Annotated in this window: 21 protein-coding genes and 1 other annotated feature; of the genes, 14 read left to right on the top strand and 7 right to left on the bottom strand. The window is 58.1% G+C overall.

Annotated features, from left to right (window positions below; translation table 11 throughout):
- The first annotated feature begins 21 nt into the window (after positions 1 to 21).
- The 8 genes from AC6ROY_RS22770 to AC6ROY_RS22735 all read left to right on the top strand — a co-directional run bounded on the left by AC6ROY_RS22770 (position 22) and on the right by AC6ROY_RS22735 (position 10,200).
- Positions 22 to 1,200, top strand: coding sequence for a carbamoyl phosphate synthase small subunit (locus AC6ROY_RS22770; RefSeq protein ID WP_500102875.1), 1,179 nt, complete (start codon positions 22 to 24; stop codon positions 1,198 to 1,200).
- Positions 1,187 to 4,399, top strand: a complete 3,213-nt coding sequence (gene carB / locus AC6ROY_RS22765) for a carbamoyl-phosphate synthase large subunit (protein WP_500102874.1) — start codon at positions 1,187 to 1,189, stop codon at positions 4,397 to 4,399. The genes AC6ROY_RS22770 and carB overlap by 14 nt, the downstream gene beginning before the upstream one ends.
- Before the next feature lie 154 nt (positions 4,400 to 4,553).
- Entirely contained in the window at positions 4,554 to 5,285 is a 732-nt protein-coding gene (gene pyrF / locus AC6ROY_RS22760) for an orotidine-5'-phosphate decarboxylase (RefSeq protein WP_500102873.1), read from the top strand.
- Between the two features lie 95 nt (positions 5,286 to 5,380).
- A complete protein-coding gene (gene pyrE / locus AC6ROY_RS22755; RefSeq protein WP_500102872.1) occupies positions 5,381 to 6,037 on the top strand; it encodes an orotate phosphoribosyltransferase in 657 nt (218 codons plus the stop codon).
- Positions 6,038 to 6,409: 372 nt separating this feature from the next.
- Positions 6,410 to 6,937 carry a sigma-70 family RNA polymerase sigma factor gene (locus AC6ROY_RS22750; protein ID WP_500102871.1) on the top strand — a complete coding sequence of 176 codons (528 nt, stop codon included), beginning with the start codon at positions 6,410 to 6,412 and terminating at the stop codon, positions 6,935 to 6,937.
- A 16-nt stretch (positions 6,938 to 6,953) separates the two neighbouring features.
- Positions 6,954 to 8,285 (top strand): hypothetical protein, encoded by a 1,332-nt coding sequence (locus AC6ROY_RS22745; RefSeq protein WP_500102870.1) that lies wholly within the window; start codon positions 6,954 to 6,956, stop codon positions 8,283 to 8,285.
- Positions 8,282 to 9,316 (top strand): ABC transporter ATP-binding protein, encoded by a 1,035-nt coding sequence (locus AC6ROY_RS22740; RefSeq protein ID WP_500102869.1) that lies wholly within the window; start codon positions 8,282 to 8,284, stop codon positions 9,314 to 9,316. The genes AC6ROY_RS22745 and AC6ROY_RS22740 overlap by 4 nt, the downstream gene beginning before the upstream one ends.
- Positions 9,313 to 10,200, top strand: a complete 888-nt coding sequence (locus AC6ROY_RS22735) for an ABC transporter permease (RefSeq protein WP_500102868.1) — start codon at positions 9,313 to 9,315, stop codon at positions 10,198 to 10,200. Before AC6ROY_RS22740 ends, AC6ROY_RS22735 begins: the two co-directional genes overlap by 4 nt.
- A 299-nt stretch (positions 10,201 to 10,499) precedes the next feature.
- Here AC6ROY_RS22735 and AC6ROY_RS22730 read toward each other — a convergent pair whose 3' ends face one another.
- Genes AC6ROY_RS22730 through proB form a run of 6 tightly spaced genes read right to left on the bottom strand, consistent with a single transcriptional unit; the run spans position 10,500 to position 16,467 of the window.
- On the bottom strand, positions 10,500 to 11,144 hold the full coding sequence (locus AC6ROY_RS22730; protein ID WP_500102867.1) for a methylthioribulose 1-phosphate dehydratase: 645 nt from the start codon (positions 11,142 to 11,144) through the stop codon (positions 10,500 to 10,502).
- A complete protein-coding gene (locus tag AC6ROY_RS22725; RefSeq protein ID WP_500102866.1) occupies positions 11,141 to 11,824 on the bottom strand; it encodes a 2-hydroxy-3-keto-5-methylthiopentenyl-1-phosphate phosphatase in 684 nt (227 codons plus the stop codon). The genes AC6ROY_RS22730 and AC6ROY_RS22725 overlap by 4 nt, the downstream gene beginning before the upstream one ends.
- Entirely contained in the window at positions 11,821 to 13,101 is a 1,281-nt protein-coding gene (locus tag AC6ROY_RS22720) for a 2,3-diketo-5-methylthiopentyl-1-phosphate enolase (protein WP_500102865.1), read from the bottom strand. Before AC6ROY_RS22720 ends, AC6ROY_RS22725 begins: the two co-directional genes overlap by 4 nt.
- Before the next feature lie 21 nt (positions 13,102 to 13,122).
- A complete protein-coding gene (proC, locus tag AC6ROY_RS22715) occupies positions 13,123 to 13,992 on the bottom strand; it encodes a pyrroline-5-carboxylate reductase (protein ID WP_500102864.1) in 870 nt (289 codons plus the stop codon).
- Positions 13,993 to 14,035: 43 nt separating this feature from the next.
- The gene (locus AC6ROY_RS22710) at positions 14,036 to 15,328 is read right to left on the bottom strand and encodes a glutamate-5-semialdehyde dehydrogenase (RefSeq protein ID WP_500102863.1); all 1,293 of its coding nucleotides are present in this window, start codon (positions 15,326 to 15,328) and stop codon (positions 14,036 to 14,038) included.
- Between the two features lie 32 nt (positions 15,329 to 15,360).
- Positions 15,361 to 16,467: a glutamate 5-kinase gene (proB, locus tag AC6ROY_RS22705; protein ID WP_500102862.1), complete on the bottom strand. Its 1,107-nt coding sequence runs from the start codon at positions 16,465 to 16,467 to the stop codon at positions 15,361 to 15,363.
- An 84-nt stretch (positions 16,468 to 16,551) separates the two neighbouring features.
- Positions 16,552 to 16,768, bottom strand: a binding site (T-box leader).
- Between the two features lie 190 nt (positions 16,769 to 16,958).
- Between proB and AC6ROY_RS22700 the strand changes: the two genes are divergently transcribed.
- The 3 genes from AC6ROY_RS22700 (at position 16,959) to AC6ROY_RS22690 (ending at position 19,026) form a co-directional block, all read left to right on the top strand.
- Complete coding sequence (locus AC6ROY_RS22700; RefSeq protein WP_500102861.1) at positions 16,959 to 17,648, top strand: ABC transporter permease; 690 nt, start codon at positions 16,959 to 16,961, stop codon at positions 17,646 to 17,648.
- The gene (locus AC6ROY_RS22695) at positions 17,648 to 18,568 is read left to right on the top strand and encodes an ABC transporter ATP-binding protein (RefSeq protein ID WP_500102860.1); all 921 of its coding nucleotides are present in this window, start codon (positions 17,648 to 17,650) and stop codon (positions 18,566 to 18,568) included. The genes AC6ROY_RS22700 and AC6ROY_RS22695 overlap by 1 nt, the downstream gene beginning before the upstream one ends.
- A gap of 152 nt (positions 18,569 to 18,720) precedes the next feature.
- Positions 18,721 to 19,026, top strand: a complete 306-nt coding sequence (locus AC6ROY_RS22690) for a Dabb family protein (RefSeq protein ID WP_500102859.1) — start codon at positions 18,721 to 18,723, stop codon at positions 19,024 to 19,026.
- A gap of 96 nt (positions 19,027 to 19,122) precedes the next feature.
- Here the strand turns inward: AC6ROY_RS22690 and AC6ROY_RS22685 are convergent, their stop codons facing one another.
- Positions 19,123 to 20,325, bottom strand: coding sequence for a pyridoxal phosphate-dependent aminotransferase (locus AC6ROY_RS22685; RefSeq protein ID WP_500102858.1), 1,203 nt, complete (start codon positions 20,323 to 20,325; stop codon positions 19,123 to 19,125).
- 233 nt (positions 20,326 to 20,558) lie between these two features.
- Here AC6ROY_RS22685 and AC6ROY_RS22680 point away from each other — a divergent pair, with 233 nt between their 5' ends.
- The 3 genes from AC6ROY_RS22680 to AC6ROY_RS22670 all read left to right on the top strand — a co-directional run bounded on the left by AC6ROY_RS22680 (position 20,559) and on the right by AC6ROY_RS22670 (position 23,684).
- Entirely contained in the window at positions 20,559 to 21,359 is an 801-nt protein-coding gene (locus tag AC6ROY_RS22680) for a carbon-nitrogen family hydrolase (RefSeq protein ID WP_500102857.1), read from the top strand.
- A gap of 202 nt (positions 21,360 to 21,561) precedes the next feature.
- Positions 21,562 to 22,416: a dioxygenase family protein gene (locus tag AC6ROY_RS22675; RefSeq protein ID WP_500102856.1), complete on the top strand. Its 855-nt coding sequence runs from the start codon at positions 21,562 to 21,564 to the stop codon at positions 22,414 to 22,416.
- Between the two features lie 2 nt (positions 22,417 to 22,418).
- Positions 22,419 to 23,684 carry an RCC1 domain-containing protein gene (locus AC6ROY_RS22670; protein WP_500102855.1) on the top strand — a complete coding sequence of 422 codons (1,266 nt, stop codon included), beginning with the start codon at positions 22,419 to 22,421 and terminating at the stop codon, positions 23,682 to 23,684.
- Positions 23,685 to 23,761: the final 77 nt, after the last annotated feature.

Raw genomic sequence — 23,761 nt, 5'->3', positions numbered from 1 at the left:
TTACAGAAGGAGTGAAGATCCATGCAGGCAAGATTGTTGTTGGAAGACGGTACATTGTTTACCGGCAAAGCGTTCGGAAGCACCGGCGACTCGGTTGGCGAGGTCGTCTTTAATACAGGCATCACGGGATATCAGGAGGTGCTTTCGGACCCTTCTTACTGCGGGCAGATCGTCACGATGACGTATCCGCTGATCGGCAACTACGGGATTGCGCGCGATGACTTTGAGTCGATTCGTCCGTTCATCCACGGGTTTGTCGTGCGGGAGCATGAGGCGGTGCCGAGCAACTGGAGAGCGGAATATTCGCTTGACAGCCTGCTGAAGGAGTACGGCATTATCGGGATCAGCGGCGTTGACACCCGGATGCTGACGCGCCGGATTCGCCACCACGGTGTTATGAAGGGCATTTTGACAACCTCGGACAAACGGGTGGAGGAGCTGCTGGAGCAGATGAAAGGAACTGCGCTGATGACCGATCAGGTATCGCGTGTGTCCACAAAATCGGTATACAGCGCACCGGGCACGAAGGAGCGGGTTGTGCTCGTTGATTTCGGCTCGAAAAGCGGTATTCTCCGCGACTTGACGAAGCGCGGCTGCGACGTTGTTGTCGTGCCTCAGGACGCGACAGCCGAGCAAATCCGCCGGCTTGCACCGGACGGCATTCTGCTGTCCAACGGCCCTGGGGACCCGAAGGATGTGCCGCATGCGGCGAGCATGATCGCCGAGCTGCTTGGCGAGTTCCCGATCTTCGGCATCTGTCTCGGGCATCAGCTGTTTGCGCTCGCAAGCGGCGCGGATACCGAGAAGCTCAAGTTCGGCCATCGCGGCGGCAACCATCCGGTCAAGGATCTGCAATCCGGCCGTTGCTACATCACCTCGCAGAATCACGGGTACACGGTGAAGGAAGAATCCATCGCAGGCACGGAGCTGGAAGTGACGCACATCAATAACAATGACCGGACGATTGAAGGCTTGCGCCACAAGCAATTCCCGGCTTTCTCCGTGCAATATCATCCGGAGGCGGCTCCAGGGCCGTTTGACTCCAGCTACTTGTTCGACGACTTCCTGACGATGATCCGCGATCATAAGCGGAATGCGCCGAAGCCGCCGCGTCAGGCGCAAATTGCTGCAGCGTACGAAGCGTCCAAACCTGCAGCCGGAACCGACTCGAAAGGAGAATTATCCTATGCCAAAAAATAATGAACTCAAAAAAATTCTCGTCATCGGTTCGGGCCCGATTGTCATCGGCCAGGCGGCGGAATTTGACTACGCCGGTACGCAGGCTTGCCAGGCGTTGAAGGAAGAAGGCTACGAGGTCATCCTGATCAACAGCAACCCGGCCACGATCATGACCGATACAAACATGGCCGATAAAGTATATATCGAACCGATTACGCTGGAATTTGTGACGCAAATTATTCGCCAGGAGCGTCCCGACGGCTTGCTGCCGACGCTGGGCGGACAAACCGGCTTGAACATGGCGGTGGAGCTGGCACGCGCAGGCGTGCTGGAGCGCGAAAACGTCAAGCTGCTCGGAACGCAGCTGTCGGCGATTGAGCAAGCGGAAGACCGCGACCTGTTCCGCGACCTGATGCGCGAGCTGGAGCAGCCGGTGCCGGATAGCGTCATCGTAACGACGGTTGAGGAAGCGGTGACGTTTGCGAACGAGATCGGCTACCCGATCATCGTTCGTCCGGCTTACACGCTGGGCGGTACGGGCGGCGGTATTTGCGCCAGTGAAGAGGAGCTGCGCGAGACGGTAGCATCCGGTATTCGCTACAGCCCGATTAACCAGTGTCTGATTGAGAAAAGCATCGCAGGCATGAAGGAAGTCGAATACGAAGTCATGCGCGACGCCAACGATAACTGTATCGTGGTGTGCAACATGGAAAACTTCGACCCGGTTGGCGTACACACAGGCGATTCCATCGTCGTTGCGCCGAGCCAGACGTTGTCCGACCGCGAGTACCAGATGCTCCGCTCGGCTTCGCTGAAAATTATTCGCGCGCTGAGCATCGAAGGCGGCTGCAACGTGCAGTTCGCGCTTGATCCGCACAGCTACCAATATTATGTCATCGAAGTAAACCCGCGGGTAAGCCGCTCCTCGGCGCTGGCGTCCAAGGCGACTGGCTACCCGATCGCAAAAATGGCGGCGAAAATCGCCATCGGCTACACGCTGGACGAAATCGTCAACCCGGTTACCGGCCAGACGTACGCTTGCTTCGAGCCGACGCTTGACTATATCGTATCGAAAATTCCACGCTGGCCGTTCGACAAGTTTACTTCGGCGAACCGCAAGCTGGGGACACAAATGAAAGCAACCGGCGAAGTTATGGCCATCGGCCGGACATTCGAGGAGTCCATCCACAAAGCAATCCGGTCGCTTGAAATCGGCGTCCATCGCTTGTTCCTCAAGGAAACGGATCTGCTGGACCAGGCGACGCTGGAAAGCCGTCTGATCAAGCCGGACGACGAGCGGATGTTCCTGATTGCCGAAGCGCTGCGCCGCGGCTATTCGGTTCAACAAATACAGGATCTGACCAAAATCGACTGGTGGTTCCTGTATAAGCTGGAAGGCATGATCCAGTTTGAGCAAGAGCTGCTGGCGCCTGAGCTGTCCGCCGAGCTGCTGCTGGATGCGAAACGCAAAGGCTTCACGGATCGCGCGATTGCTGAAGTGCGCCGCGGTGCGGATCAAGGGCTGAACTTGACGCAGGAAGCGGACGTGCGCGCTTACCGACTGGGACTGAGCATCAAGCCGGTCTACAAAATGGTTGATACTTGCGCCGCTGAATTTGAAGCGACGACGCCTTACTACTACTCGACTTATGAGACGGAAGACGAAGTGAAGGCAACGACGAAGCAGAAGGTTGTTGTACTTGGCTCCGGTCCGATCCGGATCGGTCAAGGGATTGAATTTGACTACTCGACCGTTCATGCGGTATGGGCGATTCAGGCAGCCGGCTATGAAGCAGTCATTATCAACAACAATCCGGAGACGGTTTCGACGGACTTCAATACGTCGGACCGGCTGTACTTCGAGCCGCTGTTCTTCGAGGATGTCATGAACGTAATCGAACGCGAGCAGCCGATCGGCGTTATCGTTCAGTTCGGCGGGCAAACGGCGATCAACCTGGCTGCTCCGCTGTCGGCGGCAGGCGTGCGGATTCTCGGCACCGACCTGGCCAACATCGACGCGGCGGAAGACCGCAAGAAGTTCGAAGCGCTGCTGCGCAGTCTGGACATTGCTCAGCCTCCAGGCGGCACAGTTACCTCAGTCGACCAGGCGGTTGGCATGGCGGCTAACTTCGGCTATCCGGTGCTGGTGCGCCCTTCGTACGTACTGGGCGGCCGGGCGATGGAAATCGTCTACTCCGATGAAGAACTGCTCAGCTACATGGAATATGCGGTGAAAATCAACCCGGAGCATCCGGTACTGATTGACCGTTACATGCTCGGCAAGGAAGTTGAAGTGGACGCGATCTGCGATAAGGACACGGTGCTCATTCCGGGCATTATGGAGCATATCGAGCGCGCTGGCGTTCACTCCGGCGACTCGATTGCAGTGTACCCGACACAGACAATTTCGGCGGAGCTGAAAGCGAAAATTATCGACATTACCACGAAGATCGCCCGCGGTCTGCAGGTAGTCGGACTTGTTAACATCCAGTTCGTTATCTTCCAGGACGAAGTGTACGTCATCGAGGTAAACCCGCGCTCCTCGCGTACGGTGCCGTTCCTGAGCAAAATTACGAACATCCCGATGGCGAACGTGGCAACCCGTGTGATCATGGGCGAAACCTTGAAGGATATGGGCTACGAAACAGGTCTGTGGCCGGAAGATACTTACGTATCTGTCAAAGTGCCGGTGTTCTCCTTCGCCAAGCTGCGCCGCGTGGATACGACGCTTGGTCCGGAGATGAAATCGACGGGCGAGGTTATGGGCCGCGACAAAACATTTGCCAAGGCGCTGTATAAAGGCTTGATCGGCTCCGGCATGAAGGTGCCGCCGACAGGCGCGATTATTGCAACGATTGCCGATAAGGATAAAGAAGAAGCGACGGAAATTTTGCGCGGCTTCGGCACAATCGGCTACCGCATCATTGCCACCGGCGGGACGGCGGATGCGCTGGAAGCAGCGGGTCTGAACGTGACGCGTGTGAACAAGCTGAGCGAAGGCTCGCCGAACATTCTCGATCTGATTCGCAACGGCGAAGCGCACTTTGTCGTCAACACCCTGACCAAGGGCAAGCTGCCGGAACGCGACGGCTTCCGCATCCGCCGCGAAGCGGTCGAAAACGGCGTCGTCTGCATGACCTCGCTGGATACGGTCAAGGCGCTGCTGCACGTGCTGGAGTCGATTTACTTCCAGTCCACGGCTATGCCTGTACACAGTTAATACGTCTGATCGACATACATCATTACGAAGTAGCACAGCGTCCCTCGGGGCCTGTGCTACTTGTCTGCATGGGTGAACTGGCATGCGAATGAAGCGTTTGTGAGCCAAGGAGCTGCCTGAACTATAAATGGAACCATCGACTGGAGGAGAAGCTATGAGCAAAAACCTGACATCGGTTGCGGAGCGCATCATTGTCGCGCTGGACTACCCAACCGCGCAAGAGGCTGAAGCGCTTGTTCGTTCGCTGGAGGGCATTCCGTGTTATATGAAGGTAGGCATGCAGCTGTTTTACAGCGCAGGTCCGCAGTTCGTCACGGAGTTGAAGGAGAAGGGCTACAACGTGTTCCTGGATCTGAAAATGCACGACATTCCGAACACGGTCAAAGGCGGGGCGGAAAGCATCACGCGGCTGGGCGTCGATATGTTTAACGTACACGCGGCGGGCGGCGTTAAGATGCTGGAAGCAGCGCGTGAAGGTGTGGAAAAGGGCCTGACCGGAGCTGGCAGCGCGGCCAAACGTCCGCTGTTGATCGCCGTGACACAGCTCACCAGCACAAGTCAGGCGGTGCTGAATGACGAGATCGGCATTGCCGGCAGCGTGGAGGACGCAGTCATCCGCTACGCGGAGCTTGCGAAGTCAGCCGGTCTGGACGGCGTTGTGGCTTCGCCGCTGGAAGTCGCCGCGATCAAGCATGCTTGCGGAGCTGGCTTTGTGACGGTAACGCCGGGCATTCGGCCTGCTGGAGCCGAGATTCTGGACCAGTCGCGGGTCATGACTCCTCCACAAGCGTTTGCTCAAGGCACCGATTATATCGTCATCGGTCGGCCGATTACGGCGGCTGTGGACCCGCGCGCCGCGCTTGAGGCGATTGTGGCGTCGGTGTAACGAACAGATGAGCAGCAGAACGGGGCTGCGCACGCTTAACTGATTTTGCTGGAGCTTTAGTATTCGATCAATCGAACCGAGGGAGAGATTCTACAATGAGCGAAACGACGATTCGTATCAATCCGCAGCTTTCTGAGCAAATCGCAACCGACCTGCTGGCCATCGGCGCGGTTGCGCTGCGCCCGCAGCAGCCTTTTACATGGACTTCGGGGCTGAAGTCGCCGATTTATTGCGATAACCGGCTGACGATTTCCTTCCCGGACATTCGCGAGCGGATCGCTGACGCCTTCGTAGCGCTGATCCGTGACAACTTCCCGGATGCCGAAGTGATCGCAGGCGCAGCGACTGGCGGTATTCCGCATGCTGCCTGGGTAGCCGCCAAGCTTGGCCTGCCGATGGTGTATGTGCGCGATAAGGCGAAGGGGCATGGCAAAGAAAATTTGATCGAAGGGCTGATCAAGCCAGGGCAAAAGACGGTTGTCATCGAGGACCTTATTTCCACCGGCGGCAGCTCACTCAAGGTAGCGCAGGCGGTCAACGCGGCTGGAGCCGAGGCGCTGTCCGTGCTCGGTATTTTCTCCTACCAGTTCGACAAGGCCAAGGAAGCGTTTGACGGCGGAGGCATTCCGTTTGAGACGTTGACGAACTATACGACGCTGATCAACGTCGCAGTAGGACAGGGCAGCATTCAAGAGCAGGATGTCGCTGCGCTGCAGGCATGGAGAGCGAATCCAAGCGAATACGGCAAGTAAGCTGAGCCAGGCCAAGTACGGCCTACATACAAAGACACCTCCTTCAACCACACGAAACGGGATTGACCCTGGTGGATAAGGAGGTGTCTTTTTTCTGCGAAGAATCACTTTCTTGCTCGTTATGACCGAAGCTCCGTGAAGGTTTCTTTGCAAAATTTGCGTTTCGATTCTTTTTCGTGAGGTGAGCCTAGTTGCTATAAAACGGGGCCGAGCCGCGTCTTTCTTAAGACTATAGAATTTATAAGTTTTCAGCGAGGCTGAATAATTCTATAGTCGCAAGAAAAGCTACCGCTAAAACACGGATGTATTTTCATCGAAGGTGCTTCGATCCGAAGCTTTTCTTATAGCTGCAGTCGAAAGGAGGCAAAACCATTGGAAATTCCGGATTCCGACTATTTCAAAGAAACTTTCCACGCCTTCTATCCGACAGTACGCCGCAAGCTGCTCGCGTTGCTGCGTGATGAGGCGATAGCTGAAGATTTGGCGCAGGAAGTGTTTCTGCGGCTATATCGCAACCCGCCAGACGAGCCAGGAGCAATCGGGGCATGGCTCCAGCGGGTGCTGACACGGATTGCCTATGACTATATGAGAAAGAAAGCGCGTGACGCGGCTTTGCAGAGCAAGCAAGAGCAGGCGGTGCAAACGATGGAGCGGCAACAACCCTCCAGTGAAGAGCAATTGCTGCTGCAACTGGAGCAGGAGGAGCTGAGAGAATGGCTGGAGCAGCTTCCTGAGCGTGATCGCAAGGTACTGCTGCTTCGGTATTCCGGTTACAGCTACGCGGAAATCGCCGAGCAGATGCAGGTGAACCCGCCATTGATCGGGTCATGGCTGCAGCGGGCTACGGTCCGGCTGAAGCGGCAGGCTGAAGCAAGCACAGTGTCAAATTCCATGAAATAGGAAGGAGCTAAAAGGAATGAGAGAAAAAGCATTGGAGGCCGGGAAGCAGCAGGCGGCTTCAGCAGCAGGCGATGGGGTTATTGCGACGGATACTGGCCGAAATACGGAAGAAGAGCATGAGCTGATAGCAGCTGCCTGGCAGCGTCTGCAGGGAAAGCTGCAGCCAGCCGAACGTGCGCCAGCGTGGGCTGTGTGGTCGGAGTTACGCGAGCGCCAAGCGTCTGATGAAGGCGGAGCGACGGAGGCAGAGACGGGTGTAAGCAGAGCTGCGACTGTAGCTGCAGCGAGCCGTGTTTCGGGAGGCCGTACGGTCATAGCCGAGGCTGAGAGCGGCGAATTCGACGCGCAGCCGACAGTGGCGCTGGCGGCTAGTGGCAAGCTGACCATGGACAGCGATGCTCAGGCCTCCGAAAGGCGCCATACTGGTAGTGAAAGCCTCAGCGCCGAGTCATCCGATATGGGGCAGCGCCAACGCCGACGATTGTCCGTGTGCTCCAGAAAATGGGTGGGTGCGCTTGCCGCTGCTTGCCTCGCAGTGCTCATTTTGGCGACGCCAACGGGCAACAAAGCTTTGGCTGCATTATTGAACCAATTTCGCATGCAGCAGGTGACCGAGGTGAGGGAGGATGATCTGGAACGGCTGCTGACGATGGCGATAGGCGACGGCAACCGGACAGAAGAAATGAACAAATTCGGCACGTTCACCCGCCAGTCAGGTACGGCTATGGGCAGGGTAACGGCGGAGCAGGCCAAGGAAGTGCTGGGCAAGCCGCTCAACCTGCCGGCTGATTTACAACTTGACAAGTACCAGCTGAGAGTCGGCTCGACCGATGAAATTACGTTCAAGATTCGGGTTGACGAGATTAACAAAACGATGAAGCATATGGGAGCGGTAAAGCTGCTGCCGCAATCGGTCGATGGAAAGACCATTAAGCTGAAGACGGGGCCAATTATTTTTGCTTATCCGCTTGGCGCGCGGGGCGGCTATACGCTGGAGCAGCAACCGGTTCCGGTGATTGAGGTGGAAGAGGCTGTACCCGTCGCGGAAGCACTCGAAGCGGTGCTGGACTTCCCGCTGCTGCCGGATACAGTCAAGCAAAGCTTGCGCCATGCAGATGTCACCAGCGGAGGCAGCATGCCGCTGCCGGTCATCACAGGGATGCAGACGGAAAAGGTTAAGGTCGGCTCCAGCGATGTGCTGCTGCTTTCTGAGAAGGGGGACAAGGGAGAGCTGTATTATAAAGCGACCTGGGTGCAAAATGGCATGCTGCTGGAGCTGAATGGCGTGCAGACGCTTACGACCCGTGAAGCCATGCTCGCCAAGGTGAAGGAGCTGATCGGATCGTGAGTTTGGCGGCGATTGAGGCGGTGGCGCTTACCAAAGCCTACAGCAACGGCCGAGGCTGCCGCAACATTACGCTGCGTGTGGAACAGGGGGAAGCCTTTGGCTTCCTCGGTCCCAACGGCGCAGGGAAAAGCACATTTGTTAAAATGCTTGTTGGTCTGGTACGGCCTTCGAGCGGTCAGGCAACATTGTTCGGGCAGCCGATCGGCTCCCTGGAAGCAAGGCGGCTGATCGGTTATTTACCTGAGCTGTATCGGTATCAGGAATGGCTGACTGGCGAAGAAGTGCTTAGGCTTCATGCCCGTCTCTGCGGGCTGGACAAGACGCAGACGAAACGGCAGCTGCCGGAGCTGCTGGAGGAGGTAGGGATCGGGTTGCGCGGCCGTGACCGGGTGAAATCGTATTCCAAGGGCATGCAGCAGCGTCTCGGTCTGGCTTGCGCACTTGTTGGCAATCCAAAGCTTGTTTTTCTGGACGAGCCGTCCTCGGCCCTCGACCCTCTGGGTCGGTTGGACGTCCGCCAGCTGCTGCAGCGGCTGCGGCGCAGAGGAGTGACGATTTTCCTCAATTCGCATCTGTTGGAGGAGGTCGAGGCACTTTGCGATCGGGTGGCACTGCTGAATAACGGCCAGGTTTTGCAGACAAGTGTTGTCCGGAATGTGCTGCAGGAGCAGGCAAAGTGGCAGTTTCACGTCAGCGGCTTTACGTTGCCTGTACTGGATTGGCTGCGCGAAGTGTCAGGGCTTGATATTCGCTTGAGTGCAGAGGAAACGGGCAACGACGGCTCAGAGCAAGTAGCTGACGGCGGGCAATGGAATGAAGCATTGACGCGGGCCAGTGGCGTACCGGGGGCCTCTTCTTCCGATGAGGTGTGGCTGGAGGCGACGCTGGAGCACGATGAACAGGCAGGCTGGGTCAACCAATTGCTGATCGAGCACGGTTTGACGCTTTATGAAGCTCGCAAATCCGTCGTCCGGCTGGATTCATGGTTTCAGGGCGCTGTTTCCGGCTTGAACCACAGGGGGGAACGATGATGCTGATCATGGTCCGAATGACATGGCTGGAGCTGCTGCGGAAGCGGGTATTGCTGATTACGATGCTGATGAGTGTACTGTTTTGCTTCATTTTCGCTTATGTCGGGAATGCGATCGGAGGCGAGCTGCGAAGGCCAGGGCTGGATACGGGAAGCATTTCCTTCGTGATGGAAAGCTTTGGGCGGGGGGCGATGATTTTATCGCTTGGCTTCTTCTTCGGCTCGTTTGTGCTGGCCTTCCTGTGTATATTCAGTTCGTTTTCCGTCGTATCAGGGGAAGCGGAGCAAGGCGTTTTGCTGTCTGTGCTGCCGAGGCCTTTGCCGCGAACGCACTGGTACATCGGACGATGGCTCGGCTTTGTCAGCTTTGGCATCGGGTATGCCGCCGTGCTATTCACCGCGATTTTAACGATTACGAGCTGGTACGCTGCCATTCCCCGCAGCCCGATGGCGATCCTGACGGCGTTTCTGCTGTTTGCGGCTGTGGTGCCGCTGCTTGTGTCGGTGTCGATGCTCGGCTCCTGCCTGCTTTCGGGTCTCGGCAACGGGACTGTGCTGACCATGTTGTACGGCGCAGGCTGGCTCGGCGGGATGATTGAAAAGGTGGCGACGGTCTTCGGATTGGAGGAGAAGTCAATCGAGCCGCTGCTCCGCATTGCCGGGCTTATTTCCCTCATCATGCCGACAGATTCGCTGCAGCGCAGAATGCTGGGCGAGCTGCTTGGTCTCGATGAAATCAGCGGGCTGATTGATATACAGCGGGTGTTGGCTCTATTTAGCTTGGGCGGGAATATGCCTTCGAACTTGTTTATTGGCTATGCAGCGCTGTATACGGCTGCTGCTTTTGTTACCGGTCTGCTGCTGTTCCGGCACAAAGATTTTTAGCTGCATGTTTAGCTGCTACAAAGAACCCTCTATCGAGGCCATTCAGAGCGCCTGTGGTCAGAGGCAGCTTTTTTATGGTTATGCAACTGTTCAGCTTTGCTGATGCTTTATAGATTATATAATTGCCAAAACGACCTTCGCAGATGGAAGGTCGTTTTTGGCAACTGTTCATGTTGAAGCAGGAGGGACGGGTCTACGGCGAAAAGTTTCCGTCGGCTGCTGGAGCAAGCTTTTGGACGCATCGAGTGTACTTGACTGACTCAGGTTTGCTCCCGCCAGCGGACGGCAAGCCGTTTCGCTTATTTGTTCAGCAGGGCGAGCCGGTAGGCGTATTCGAATAAAAATTCGAACGCCTCCAAATGCCGCTTCGCTTCAAACGCATTGGCGCCCCAGGCGCAAACCCCGTGCTTGCGGATCAAAATGCCGGGTATACGCGGCAAAATGGATTGCTCCACCAGCGCGGCGATGCGCGGAATGTCGGCGTAGTTCGGGACGATCGGAATGTCGATCTGAGCTTCCTCATCCCAGATGTTGAACGCCTTGATCAGCTCCACGCCGTCAATCGGCACGCTGCCCCGCTCGGCGTACAGCTCGGAGATGACATTGTTGAAGACGGTATGCACATGGAAAATTGCGCCGGCGCCGGTTGCTTTGTAAATTTCGCAATGAATGAGCGTTTCGGCGGAAGGACGCAGCGAAGTCGCTTCAATCGGCTGGCCGGACTGGTCCACAAGCAAGTAATCGGTCGGCGTATGGACAGACTTGTCTTTGCCGCTTGCGGTGACGGCGAAGGCGAACTGCTCACGCTCAAACGGGCCGACGCGAATGGACAAGTTGCCGCTGGTGCCGGGAAACCAGTTGCGGTTTGCGAGCAAGGTCTTGATATCGCGCAGCTCGGCGAACGCCTGCTGCTTGTCCTCTAACGTAAGGTGGCTGAAGTTCATCGTGCAGGTGTCTCCTTCAGTTCGGATATCACATCATAAAAGGTTTCAAACGGCTTGTAGTTCAAGCGCAGCTCCTCGCACAGGTCGATCAGCTGCGCTCTGGCGAACACTTTGTCCACCAGCTTCGCTCCGGCGAAATCCGTCACGCTGTCTCCGATCAGAATGCGTTCATATTGCTCGGTCGGATAGCGGCGAATAATCGCCGTCTTGCACATGCCGCAATCGTTGTCGCAGTGCGCATCACATGCGTGCGGCCAGGTGATGCGGATGTGCGAGCCGCTGAAGTCGCTGCCGTTGCAATAAATATGCGCCTGCGGAATCGGAAAAGCCGAAAGCACCGGATAGACGAAAAAGTCGATGCCGCCGCTAGTCACGAGAAATTGAACCTGCTCCTGCGCGCAATAAGCAAGCAGCTCGGCGAAGCCGTCGCGAATCCGCACATTGCCGATCGCATAATCGGCGACCTCCTGTCGGCGCTCGGTCGGCAGCAGGGCGAACATGCGCCCTACGCCTTCCCGGATCGAGATTTGCTTGCTGAGCACTTGCTCGACCAGCTTCTCCCAGCCTTCCGGCTTAAAATGCTTCATGATCGCGACAATATTGTCGTTGATCGTAATCGTGCCGTCAAAGTCGCAAAAGATGATGCGCTGGCGCTGCCCGTCTTGTAAGGTGCTCGTCATTCCTTGATCCCCCAGGCGTCAATCGCGGCCTGAAGCTCAGGACGCCCGTCAGCGGCATAAGCGCGCAGCGGCACGCCCGCGAGGCACGCGTCCATCGCTTGGCGGAAGGCGCGTCCGCCTGCTGCGGCTCCTTGCGGATGCCCATGTACGCCGCCGCCTGCATTGACGACGACATCGCGGCCGAAGTCGCGCAAAATCCACGGCACCAGACCGGGATGAATGCCGGCGGACGGCACGGGGAAGCTTGCGGCCAGCGCAAGCGGCTGCTCCGGCGCTGCGCCCGGCGTGTAATCGGTTGCCTGACGGGTCAGCAGCGCGTCCTTGATCGCCATATTTTCCGCCAGCGGCATCACAACAGAGCCGTAAGGCGACGGGAACAGCACCAGATCGGCGCCGGCGAGCCGCATCAGCTTGCCAAGCAGCACATTGGCGGCGATGCCATGGTAGGCCGACGGGTAGTAGGCGCCCGCCAGTGCCGGATGCGCCATGATCGGCACGTTGACGTCAGGATGCCGGGCCAGCTCGCTCAGCGCGTCGAAGCCGTAGGCCAGCACGTTGAACAGCAGCGCGTTGGCGCCTGCGCCGATGGCCCGCTTCGCCTGCTCGATCAGCCCGAAGGTCGGGCCGGTCAAGTTGGCGGCGTACAGCAGCTTTTGCCCGGTTTCGCTTTCGGCTTGCGCGGCCGCCTGCATGCACGTCGCTACACGCCGTTCGATCGGCGTCAGCGGGTTTTCGAATAAAATTTCATCGTCCTTGATCAGATCGACGCCGCCAAGCGCCTGCTGGTAAAATTGCTCGCGCAGCGCCGGAAGATCGTGGCCGATAACCGATTTGAAAATGCTCATCAGCAGCGGACGCTCCTGCACGCCGAGCAGGTCGCGCACGCCCTGCAGTCCGAAGCGCGGTCCGGCGAAGGCCGACAGGAAGCCGGCGGAGAACGACAGGTCGATCAGCTTGATGCGGCCATCCATCGACAGCTTGCCGAAGACGGTGACGAGCAGCGCGGGAATATCCCGGCTGAAATTGACGTCCGGGTAGGCGATGCGAATATCTGCATACCGTTCGCCCGGCTGGGCTTGCTCAGGCTCATGAACGGTTACGTCGACGACCTGGCCCAAATGCCGCTCCATCTCAGCTTTGCGCGCCTCAGGCAAGTCGGTCCAGCTGCCCACGGTCAGGCCGACCGCAATGCCGAGCGCTTTTTTATGAAAATCAGCCTTGTCGTCGTAAGTGCGATAAGTCGCGATGCAAGTCGAGGCATAGGTTGCTAAGGTCAAAGTGGGGACGCCCCTTTGCTGTTATTTGTTGGTTGACGCTGCGGAGTCGCTGATGACTGCGCCGATTTCGGCAGCCCGGCTGGCTGAGCGCAGCACGGCCTGAGCGACGGCTTCCGGGAAGCCGCGGCTGGCAAGCAGCTCCAAGGCCGCCTGCGTTGTGCCGTTCGGCGAGGTGACCTTGCGCCGCAGCTCGGCGGGCTCCTCGCCGGTCAATTCGACCATACGCGCCGCTCCAAGCACCGTTTGCACGGTTAGCCGGCGAGCTTCGTCCCGGTCCAGACCGCCCTGAATGCCGCCTTCAATCATCGCTTCCATCATATAGTAAATATAAGCGGGGCCGCTGCCGGACAAGCCGGTGATCGAGTCGAGCAAGGGCTCCTCAACAATGCTGACGATGCCGGTTGAACGGAATATTTGCTCGGCGACGGCGCGCTGCTCCTCGGTTGCGGCGGCTGAAAAGCTCAGCCCCGTTGCGCCAAGACCGATTGTGCTTGAGGTGTTCGGCATCGTGCGGGCAAGCGGAATGGCGCTGCTGCCAAGCAGCCCGGAAATCGTTTCGGTCGATAATCCGGCAATCACGGAAACGACCAGCTGCCGCTCGCTCATCAGCCCTTGCAAGCCGCGGACGCCCTCGACGGCGTCCTTCGGCTTGAAGGCGATCACGACGACATTTGCTTCCCGAATCGCTTGTTCTTTCTCGGAAGGGTGAAGCGACTGGCGAATGCCGTACGTTTGCGCCAGCTCCTGCAGCCGTGCTTCATTCGAGCGGTTGGTCACGAAAATTTGCTCCGGATGAACGCCGCCCTGATCAATAAGGCCGCGAATGATTGCTTCGGCCATGGAGCCTGCTCCGACGAAGGCGATCCGCAGGGAGGACCAGATGGTGGACATAGAGAACAGCTCCTTTTCAGCTATAGATGGTGGAAGAGGCGAATTAACCGCGAATTTGGCCGTTGCCGACGATCACATATTTCGTAGAGGTCAGCGCAGGCAGGCCCATCGGGCCGCGAACGTGCAGCTTCTGCGTGCTGATGCCGATCTCTGCGCCAAAGCCGAACTCGAACCCGTCTGTAAACCGGGTGGACGCGTTATGGTAGACAGCTGCCGCATCAATTTCATTCAGGAAACGGACCGCATTGTGCGTATCCTCGGTGACGATGCACTCCGAATGCTGGGTGCCGTGCGCAGTAATATGCGCAATCGCTTCCTCCACGCTGTCGACCAGCCGAATGTTCAAAATATAGTCATTATACTCCGTATCCCAGTCCTGCTCGCTGACCGGATGAATGGCCGCAACCAGCTCGCGGGAAGCCTCGTCGCCGCGCAGCTCAACGTTTTGCTGGAGGAATTGTCCGGCAATCGCCCGCAGATGGCGGGCGGCAAAGTCACGGTGTACGAGCAGCGTTTCCATCGAGTTGCAAACGGAAGGCCGCTGTACCTTGGCGTTGATGGCGATTTGCAAAGCCATGTCGGGCTGAGCGCTCGCGTCGATAAAGGTGTGGCAGACGCCTGCTCCGGTTTCAATGACCGGTACAGAGGCGTTCTGGACGACGTTGCGGATCAGCGAAGCGCCACCGCGCGGAATGAGCACGTCCAGCAGCCCGTTCAGCTTGAGCATCTCGTCTGCCGAGGAACGGCTCGGATCAAGGACAAGCTGGAGCGCATCGGCCGGCATGTCGGTCGCAGCCAGCGCCTCGTGCAGCACCTCAATAATACGCCGGTTCGATTCCAGCGCCGCCGAGCCGCCGCGCAGCACGACGGCGTTGCCGGTTTTCAGGCAAAGTCCGGCTGCGTCAACGGTTACGTTTGGCCGCGCCTCATAAATCATGCCGATGACGCCAAGCGGCACACGCAGCTTGCGGATCGCCAGACCGTTCGGCCGCTGGATGCTTTCCAGCTCCTCGCCGACCGGATCGGGCAGCGCCACAACCTCGCGCAGCCCCTCAGCCATGGCGGCGATCCGCGCTTCATTGAGGGCGATGCGGTCAAGCAGCGAGGAGCTGGTGCCGTTTTCGCGCCCGCGATGCAGGTCCAGCGCATTGGCTTCGATGATGGACGCCGCCTGCTCGACCAGCGCGTCAGCCATCCGCAGCAGCGCGTTGTTTTTTTGCTCCGTGCTAAGCAGTGCCAGCTTGGGAGCGGCCGCCTTGGCGATGCGCGCCTTGCGCGCGACCTCGGAGCCTTGGGCGGATTCGGACGATAACGTATCGGTAACGATTTGGGACATAGGGGAAGCCTCCTTTGGCAGCTTGAATTTATCTAAATAGGTGCTAACGTAATCCATTCGTCGCGGTGAATGACCTCGATCCGCGGCACCTCGATCCGCTTCTGCACCTCGTCGGTGCTCAGCCCGGCGACGGCTTGCAGCTGCCAGGAGGCGTAATTGACGACGCCGCGGCCAATCATCCGGCCCGTCTGATTGACGACCTCGATCACGTCGCCCGGATGGAAGTCGCCGCTGACCTCGCGCACGCCTGCGGGCAGCAGGCTGCGTCCTCCGACGACAAGCGCCTGCTCCGCGCCCTCGTCCACGACAACCGTGCCTTGCGGCTGGGAGTGGAAGCCGAGCCATTGCTTTTTCGTCGGCAGGCTGTGCGCCGTCGTGTCGAAGTACGTGCCTTTACCGGAGCCGTCGGCGGCCAGCAGCGTATCGCCCGGCTCGGTGACGCGGCCGATAAACAACGGGATGCCGCCGCGCATCGCGATCCGCGCCGCTTCCAGCTTGGAGCGCATCCCGCCGGTGCCGACCGAGGAGCCGGAGCCGCCCGCGAGCCGGTACAGCTCCTCGCTGATTTCGGTAACGCGGTCGATTCGCCGCGCGTCCGGATTATGGCGGGGGTCGCCGGTGTACAGGCCATCCACATCGGTGATGATGATCAGCCGCTGCGCCTTGACCAGATTGGCGACGAGCGCCGACAACGTGTCGTTGTCGCCGAATTTCAGCTCATCGACGGACACCGTATCATTTTCATTAATAATCGGCACCATGCCGCGGCGCAGCAGCTCTTCCAGCGTCATCTGCGCGTTGTGCACGCGTTTGCGGCTGACGAAGTCGGAGCGGGTTAGCAAAATTTGGCCGACGCCAATCCCGTGACGGGCAAAGGCTTCGTGGTAGGCCTGCATCAGCAGCGCCTGGCCGACGGAGGCCGCCGCTTGCTTCTCGTGCAGCTGCTTGGGCCGCGACGCGTAGCCAAGCTCGCGAAATCCGGCGGCGACAGCGCCCGAGGTGACGAGCAGCACGGGACAGCCCCGCCGATGGAGAGAAGCCAGCTCGCTGGCGAAAAATTCAATGTGCTGGCGATGGAGGCCGCCTTCGCTGGAGGTCAGCGAGCTGCTGCCGATTTTGATCACAACTGCTTGCTGCATAAGGATTCACACTTCTCTCTTCCGTATGAAATAAGCACAGGCCCTGGACGGCGATTGTCACGAAACATGAAAAAGGCCCCGTCCATGAAGGACGAAAGCCTGTAACTTCCGCGGTACCACCTTGCTTGATGACAACTGTCATCCGTCTCGGTTCCCTCGTAACGGCAGGGAAAGCCGTCCAACTCATCGCTGGCCGTTCAGGGGCGGGTTCGGATTGTCTTCACGGTAAATTCTCGCAGCCGATGGAATTTACTCTCTGGTCGTGCAGGGGCGATCCTACTGTTCCCTTCATTACGTTTTCCTATTTTCCAAGCATATCATGCGGCGGCGCGATTTGTAAAGCCGGCTGCGGCGGCGGACATGGTGAAGGGGCTGCTCCTTTCTGCAGAAGTAAGGAAAAATTAAGGTACGCGTTAGCAGCTCTTCAGGAAGCGAATCTACAATGAAGTAGATTCATGATCGCACTAGGCTGAAGGGGGAGCAACGAAGAAATGTATGTTATTGCCAAGCGGGAATTTTGGGGATTATGGAAAAGCTGGAGGTCGTTGATTACGGTAGCGCTGCTGCTGCTGACCTCTTACCTCTCGGTCAAAGGAGCGGCGTCGATGACGGCTGTGCTGGAGCTTACGGCGAGCGATGCCAGGCACATCGAGACAGCCGTGCTGCTCACGCTCCTTATGCTGGCCGGTCAATTACTCGTGGCGGGCTTATCGCATGACTGCATCAACCGCGAGACCTATGAACGTACAGCCCGGTTTATCGTGACGCGAACGTCGCAGGCGGCGCTGCTTTATGGCAAGTTTTTCGGCATCTTGCTGTTTTGGCTCGTTTGCATAGCCGGCTCTTTTCTGCTGATCGCCTTGTTTACCCATAGGTTTGATGCGCGGTCGCTGGCCATAATCATCAGCTTGCTGACATACCAGATCGGACTGTCTGTGCTGCTGTCTGTACTCATTCCACGTCCGGGCTATACGATGTTTCTGAGCGTTATCATCGGTCTGACCTTTCCTGGCGTCGGGCTATGGCTGACCTACACCTCCAACGGCTGGTTTCAATGGATGCAATACTTGATGCCGTACACGTATTTGCTGCGGGACGATGGTACGTTTGTTGTCAATATCGCCTTAGCCGGCCTCCTGCTGGTCGCTGCCCAACTTTGCTTCAGCAGGAGGGAATGCTGATGCATCCAGTCACTGCGAAGGCGATCGAAACGCGGCAGCTGGCGAAAGCTTACGGTGCGGCAAACATCGTCAGGGGCATCGACCTGATCGTGGAGCAGGGCGAGCTATTTGGCTTCCTTGGCCGGAACGGCGCAGGGAAATCCACCTTTATTCATATGCTCACGGGCATTATACGTCCCAGCGGCGGCTTTTGCTCCATTCTCGGCGCCCACGCCCTGGATAAGCAGGTGAAGCGAAGAATCGGGGTTTTACCGGATTTCACGGCCTTTTACGGCTCATCGCATGCGGTTGAGCATTTGCGCTTCTACGCGGAGCTGTCGGGCAAATGGGCCGATAAGGCTGCATGTGTGCGGGTACTGCAGCAGGTCGGGTTGGAGGAGCATGCTTACAAGAAGGTTGGCAGCTATTCGTTCGGCATGAAAAAAAAGCTGGGCATCGCTCAGGCGATTATCCATGACCCGGAGCTGATTTTTCTTGATGAGCCGACCTCCGGGCTGGATGCGGAGTCTGCGATTCAGATTCAGCATTTGATCCGCAAGCTGCACAGCAGCGGCAAAACGATTTTTATGACCTCGCATAATCTCGATGAGGTAGAGAAGCTGTGTACACGTATTGCGATTATGAAGGACGGGCTGCTGCTGAAAATGGGCACGCTGGAGGAGCTGCGTTCCTTCTATCAGTCAGGGTTGGCTGTGCAGGTGAAGCATGCCTTGATTGCGCCATTGGCGCAGGCCGAGGTGCGCGAACGGCTGGAGCAGATCGGCGCAATTCTGGAGGTGCAGGAAATGGAGTTTACCATCCAGGTTGATGCGGAGTCGCGTATTGCCGCGCTGCTGCGTGTGCTGAACCAGTATGAGGTCGATGTATACCGTGTGGGAGTGAAGGAGCCTTCGCTCGCAGATATTTTTCTCGACGGATAAGGCGCGAGTATTCTGCACGGCGCTCCGGCCTGCCTGCGTTTTTTGATCAATGCGCATCGTTGTACTATGATATAAGACAAGGGGCAACCCTGTTGTTACCCTCTACAGCTTGACAGCATGGCCAACGAATATACAGGAGGAGAAGCCTAATTATGGAAAAGGGGACCATTCGCCATATGGCCGTCTTTACACTGAAGTATTCACAGGAATCGGCAGAAACGATTCGTTTTCTGGAGGATGGACAACGTTTGCTAAGCGCGATACCTGTCGTTGCTAATTTTGAGGTGCTGCATCAGGTCAGTCCCAAAACTGATTTTGATTTTGCCTTCTCCATGGAATTCGCCAGTGAAGCGGATTACCAGGCTTACAATGAGCATCCTGACCATGTCGCGTTTGTCGAGGAGCGATGGAAGACGGAAGTTGCGAAGTTTCAGGAAATTGATCTTGTGCTTGTCTGATTCAATCCAGGCAAAGGCCGCGTAATCATGCGATTGCGCGGCTTTTTGCGCACCCTAGACTTGCCGAAGGCTTCAGCCTGAGCAGCGGCAGGGGATTCAGAACAAATTCAGCGCTTCCACCCGGCGAACCGCCTCGCGCAGCCGTTCCTCGGAGCAAAGCAGGCCAAGCCGGACGTAGCCTTCGCCATGCTCGCCAAAGCCGACGCCGGGGGCGACCACGATTTTCGCTTCGTTCAGCAGCAGGTCGGCGAACGCTTCGGACGTATAGCCTGCCGGTACCGGCAGCCAGGTGAAGAAGGAGCCTTGCGACCGCTGCGTTTTCCAGCCGATCCGGTCCAGCTCCGTGTACAGCGCCTCGCGCCGCGAAGCATACACGGCCACCAGCTCGCTGACGCAATCCTGAGGACCGGTCAACGCCGCCGCCGCCGCTTCCTGAATGCCGCCGAACAGGCTGCAATAATAATGATCCTGGATCAAATTGATCATGCGCACAATTTCCTTGTTGCCGAGACAGAAGCCGACGCGCCAGCCGGCCATGTTGTACGTTTTGGACAACGTATAAAATTCGATGCCGACTTCCTTCGCGCCGGGAACCTGCAGGAAGCTGACCGGCTTTTCGTCGCCGAAGCCGATCGCGCCGTAGGCAAAGTCGCTGGCGACGACGATGCCGTGCTGCCTGGCAAAACGAACCGTTTCTTCATAAAAGGAAAGGGAGGCGGCCGCTCCGGTCGGATTATTCGGGTAATTCATAAACATCAGCTTCGCCTGCTCGACATCGCCAGCCGCCAGGGAGCTGTAGTCCGGCAGGAAGCCGTTTGCTTCCTTCAGCGGCATAAACGCCATCCGTGCGCCTGCAAGCGCGACGCCGGACCAATAGTCCGGGTAACCGGGGTCGGGCACGAGGCACACATCGCCGGGATTAAGCAGGCATTGGGCGATTTCGACAAGACCGGTTTTACCGCCGAACAAAATGGCGACCTCCGTCTCCGGGTCCAGCTCGACGCCGTAATCCTCACGGTAGCGCTGGGCCACGGCTTGCTTCAAAAACGGATACCCGCTGAACGGCGGATATTTATGGTACAGCGGATTTTCGGCGGCGTTCTGCAGCGCTTTTACAATATGCGGCGGCGTCGGACGATCCGGGTTGCCTTGTCCGAGGTTAATGACATCGTGTCCGGCGGCGATTTGCTCGTTGGCCTTGCGCACCAGCTTGGCGAAAAATTGGGTAGGCAGCTGCTGCAGGCGGTCGGCAGGCTGCATCGGAAACGCGCTGACGGCGTGTTGAGAGGTTGGATTCATGATAAGCTCACTCCATAGCTAGAATCGGGCTGCACTTGGCACTTGGCAAAACCCTTATGTCAGATCCTTTTACTGTACCATGAAACGGCAGCACTGTATACGGCCGGAGCCCGGGGACAGGCTGACTGCGGCAGACAAAGGATGCGCCCAAAAACGCTGCTTTACTCAGCATTGAACTTGCCCGACGCTTCCACTATAGTTAAACCATTACACAGATGAAGAGGATGAGAACGATGACGCAATTGACCTGGAATGTGGCGCTGCTGCAGATGGATATCGCGATCGGCGAGCCGGAGCGCAATTACAGCAAGCTGGAGACGTTATTGCAGCAGGCTGTCTCGCATGAGACGAAGCCCGATGTGATCGTTATTCCGGAGATGTGGAACACCGGCTATGCGCTGGACCGCATCGAGGAGCTGGCAGACGCCGGGGGCGAGCGGACGCGCGCCTTGTTGTCCGCCTTCAGCCGGGAGCATGGTGTAAATATACTTGGCGGCTCGGTTGCGGAAAAGCGGGCTGACGGGATTTATAATACGACCTATGCATTTGACCGCGAGGGGCGGGAGGTCGGCTCTTATTCTAAAATTCACTTGTTCCGGCTGATGGACGAGGAGAAATATTTGCAAAGCGGCGATACGCTCGGCGGCCTGCAGCTGGATGGCGTAGCGGCAGGTACGATGATCTGCTATGATATCCGCTTTCCGGAGCTGGCCCGCAAGCTGGCGCTGAATGGCGCGCAGGTGCTGTTTGTTCCGGCGGAGTGGCCGAAGCCGCGCCTGCACCACTGGCGGACGCTGCTGCAGGCGCGGGCGATTGAAAACCAGATGTTTGTGATCTCCTGCAACCGTGTCGGCATAAGCGGGACGACCGAGTTTTTCGGACATTCGATGGTCATCGACCCATGGGGCGAGGTGCTGGCGGAAGGAGATGAAGCAGAGCAAATCGTGCGCGCGACGATTCCGCTCGGGCTGGTCAGCGAGGTGCGCAGCCGCATTCCGATTTTCGAGGACCGGCGGCCTGGTCTGTATACGTAGACACATCCCTTGATCTCGCAACCTAAAGCAAGGTGCAGCCGAGGCCGCGGGAAAAGCATCCCTTTTCCTGCGGTCTTTAACTTTCAGCAATCTCTCAGGAACATTAGACTGGAAACATGGTAGTATTCGGAATGACACCTGGTTGATAGCAAATGATGGGCAAACTTAGACAAGAAACAGACGGAAGGGAATGGGTGAGAAAATGGTTCAGAAAACAATTGTAGTATCCGCATTGGCAGGGATGCTTGTCCTCGGAGGCTGTACCGCTGGCGAGAGCGGCGGCAATACGACGCCGACAACGCCGGCGTCAGGCAGTGCAGCAGGCACTGGAGCAGGCGCAAACAATTCTGCAGGCAGCGGAAGCAGCGCGGCGGCTACCGGCGGAGGTGCGGCAGCAAACGGAGGGAGCGCAGCAGGCGGCGCGAGCACTGGCAATACGTCAGCAGGCGGCGCAGCAGCAGGCAGCTCCTCATCAGGCAGCGGCACGGCGACGAGCGGCGCGACGAAGACGGCTGCGGACGATACGGGATTGACCAAGCAGGTGACGCAAGGCCCGTATTACATTACGGGAACAGCAGCGCTCAAGGACGGAAACTTGAACAATGACAACCTGACTGGACAGAAAATCAAGGTGCAAGGGCATGTATACGCTGGCGATACGGGCACAACGCCGGTCGCAGGCGCGAAAATTGAAATTTGGCAGGCCGACGACAACGGTAACTACCATCCGGAGACAAATGGCGCGGCAAGCAGCTTCAGTGCAGACAAATTAAAGCTGCGCGGCTACGTGCTGGCCGATGACAAAGGCTATTACGAATACACGACGATTTATCCGGGCGAATACACGGGCCGTACCCGTCATATTCACACCAACACGACGGCCAGCGGCTATAAAGGGGTCATTACGCAGCTGATTATTCCGAGCAAGACGGGCGACAAAATGCCGATTGCTCAGGATAATATCGCGCAAAGCCTGCCTGCGTACAATCAGGTCAGCTTCAATGAGGTGAACGGCGTGCCGACGACCGTGTTCAACTATCGGCTCGCTGCCAACTAGCCATGAGCAGACGATTCGTACCAAGCAGCCTCCTCTTCGCGTTGCTTGCGGTCGCCGTGGCTGCAGGGCTTGTGTACAGCCTGCTGCCGAGGCCCGCAGCCGGAGAGCAGCTGATTTCCGGCAGCGGGCGCAACGCCCACGGGCAGCTGGCGAATTTTACGACCGGCGGCACGACGAGCAGCATCGACCTGCCGGAGAAGGTCAAGCAGGTCGCGGCAGGCTTCGACCATTCGCTGGCGCTGACCGAGACAGGCGCCGTCTATGCGTGGGGTGACAATACGTACGGCCAGGTGGGCATTGACAGCGCCAAAGGCATCGTAAGCGGGCCGCAGCGGCTGTCCGGGCTGCCAGCCATTACGGAGGTGAGCGCAGGGTTCCGCCACAGCCTCGCCCTGGACAGCGACGGCCGGGTGTGGGTGTGGGGAAACAATATCGCCGGGCAGCTCGGCACGGGCAGCCGCACCGATTTGCGCAAGCCGACGCTGATCGACCTGCCGGGCAAAGCAACGGCCGTATCGGCCGGCCATCGCTTTTCGCTCGTCACGCTGGACAACCAGAAGGTGTATGGCTGGGGCGCCAAGTGCGAGCATGATACGAAGCGCACGTTCGCCGAATTGATGCAGCTGATCGGCCAGTCCGCGACCGGCATCAGCTACTACGTGGATGCGAACGCCGACCCGAGCAGCAGCGATACGCAGGAGCTGTGCGAATTTCAAGGCTTTGTGGCGGTCAGCAGCCTGACGCCGGTTGAAATTCCCGAGCTGGCGGCGAGCACGCAAATCGTCGCAGGCTTCGGCCACCTGCTGGCGCTGCAGCCGGACGGCACGGTCAAGTCGAAGGGCTGCAACGCTTACGGCCAATTGGGCTACCCGACGGCGGATATCGTGCCTGCGGAGACGATTCCGGGATTGCGGTCGATCGTCGAGGTTGCGGCGAGCACGCGGCATTCGCTGGCGCTGGACCGTGACGGCCAGGTGTGGGCCTGGGGAGCGGACAATACAGGACAGCTCGGCAAAAATCTCGGCAATCTGGAGGGCGTCTTCGAGCCGGAAGTCGTGGCTGGGCTGCCTGCCATCGTCAGCATTGCCGCCGGGCATGACTTTTCTCTGGGGCTCGACAAAGAGGGCAGGGTGTGGGCGTGGGGCGTCAACACGAACAGCCAGGCGCCGGGGCTGGAAGCCGCGACCTATAATTCGGTGCCTCAGGCCACACAGCTTTCCAGCAAAAAACATATTGTAGCAGGAGGAGCCTTTGTACTGGCTTATTAGACGATCTGGACAGTGAGAAGTTCTTGTCGAAAAATCGTCACATAGAAAAATAACCCAATCAGCAGGTGGTCTGGTAT

The organism is Paenibacillus sp. sg306046 (genome assembly GCF_059821225.1).
The sequence above is the reverse complement of the archived record's forward strand: the minus strand, read 5'-3'. Positions and strand labels throughout refer to the sequence as shown.

What these genes read in the sequence shown, in the direction of transcription:
- AC6ROY_RS22770 (WP_500102875.1), top strand. Translation starts at nt 22, where the DNA reads ATGCAGGCAAGATTGTTGTTGGAAGACGGTACATTGTTTACCGGCAAA.
- carB (WP_500102874.1), top strand. Translation starts at nt 1,187, where the DNA reads ATGCCAAAAAATAATGAACTCAAAAAAATTCTCGTCATCGGTTCGGGC.
- pyrF (WP_500102873.1), top strand. Translation starts at nt 4,554, where the DNA reads ATGAGCAAAAACCTGACATCGGTTGCGGAGCGCATCATTGTCGCGCTG.
- pyrE (WP_500102872.1), top strand. Translation starts at nt 5,381, where the DNA reads ATGAGCGAAACGACGATTCGTATCAATCCGCAGCTTTCTGAGCAAATC.
- AC6ROY_RS22745 (WP_500102870.1), top strand. Translation starts at nt 6,954, where the DNA reads ATGAGAGAAAAAGCATTGGAGGCCGGGAAGCAGCAGGCGGCTTCAGCA.
- AC6ROY_RS22735 (WP_500102868.1), top strand. Translation starts at nt 9,313, where the DNA reads ATGATGCTGATCATGGTCCGAATGACATGGCTGGAGCTGCTGCGGAAG.
- AC6ROY_RS22730 (WP_500102867.1), bottom strand. Translation starts at nt 11,144, where the DNA reads ATGAACTTCAGCCACCTTACGTTAGAGGACAAGCAGCAGGCGTTCGCC.
- AC6ROY_RS22725 (WP_500102866.1), bottom strand. Translation starts at nt 11,824, where the DNA reads ATGACGAGCACCTTACAAGACGGGCAGCGCCAGCGCATCATCTTTTGC.
- proC (WP_500102864.1), bottom strand. Translation starts at nt 13,992, where the DNA reads ATGTCCACCATCTGGTCCTCCCTGCGGATCGCCTTCGTCGGAGCAGGC.
- AC6ROY_RS22710 (WP_500102863.1), bottom strand. Translation starts at nt 15,328, where the DNA reads ATGTCCCAAATCGTTACCGATACGTTATCGTCCGAATCCGCCCAAGGC.
- proB (WP_500102862.1), bottom strand. Translation starts at nt 16,467, where the DNA reads ATGCAGCAAGCAGTTGTGATCAAAATCGGCAGCAGCTCGCTGACCTCC.
- AC6ROY_RS22700 (WP_500102861.1), top strand. Translation starts at nt 16,959, where the DNA reads ATGTATGTTATTGCCAAGCGGGAATTTTGGGGATTATGGAAAAGCTGG.
- AC6ROY_RS22695 (WP_500102860.1), top strand. Translation starts at nt 17,648, where the DNA reads ATGCATCCAGTCACTGCGAAGGCGATCGAAACGCGGCAGCTGGCGAAA.
- AC6ROY_RS22690 (WP_500102859.1), top strand. Translation starts at nt 18,721, where the DNA reads ATGGAAAAGGGGACCATTCGCCATATGGCCGTCTTTACACTGAAGTAT.
- AC6ROY_RS22685 (WP_500102858.1), bottom strand. Translation starts at nt 20,325, where the DNA reads ATGAATCCAACCTCTCAACACGCCGTCAGCGCGTTTCCGATGCAGCCT.
- AC6ROY_RS22680 (WP_500102857.1), top strand. Translation starts at nt 20,559, where the DNA reads ATGACGCAATTGACCTGGAATGTGGCGCTGCTGCAGATGGATATCGCG.
- AC6ROY_RS22675 (WP_500102856.1), top strand. Translation starts at nt 21,562, where the DNA reads ATGGTTCAGAAAACAATTGTAGTATCCGCATTGGCAGGGATGCTTGTC.
- AC6ROY_RS22670 (WP_500102855.1), top strand. Translation starts at nt 22,419, where the DNA reads ATGAGCAGACGATTCGTACCAAGCAGCCTCCTCTTCGCGTTGCTTGCG.